This window comes from Streptomyces sp. NPDC054961 (assembly GCF_053609145.1).
This window is the reverse complement of record NZ_JBSGWY010000001.1, coordinates 229,144-229,688: the sequence shown is the minus strand read 5'-3', so window position 1 is coordinate 229,688 and position 545 is coordinate 229,144.

The following is a 545-nucleotide window of genomic DNA, read 5'->3' as shown; positions in this document are numbered from 1 at the left end:
GCCTTTTTTGGATGTTGTGGCGGGTGCGGGGGGGGGTGGGTGCGTAGGGGGTCCGCTGGGGCCCCCGGCCCCGCCCCCCCCGGGCCCGCCCCCCCCGCCCGCCCCCCCCGCGGCGCCCGCGGCCGCGCCGCCGACCACCACGACCGGCGCCGTCGGCGAGGTGTGGCCATGACCGCAGGGATCGAAGACCAGGACCACCGGCCGGCCCGGGCGCTGACGCCAGGAGATGCGTTCCGGTGCGCTGTCGCACACCGGGCAGCAGGGCAGCGCGAGGTGCTCCGGCCGGCACTCGGGGGCGGCCGCGAGCGGCGTGGAGTGCGGATCGCGCATGGAGACTCCCTGGTCGGGCGGTGGGGCTGCTGGCACTGTGCCATGGACGGACCCCTGTCCGCACGGGTGAATCCTCCAGGGTTCTGGCTGGTCAGAGCCTCCGTACGCAGACGGCCGGGGGGGGGGGGGGGGCGGCGGCGACACCGACGAGGCACAGCCCCCCCCCGCGCCGCCCCCCCGCCCCGCGCCCCACCCCAGCCACCCAGCCCCGCACC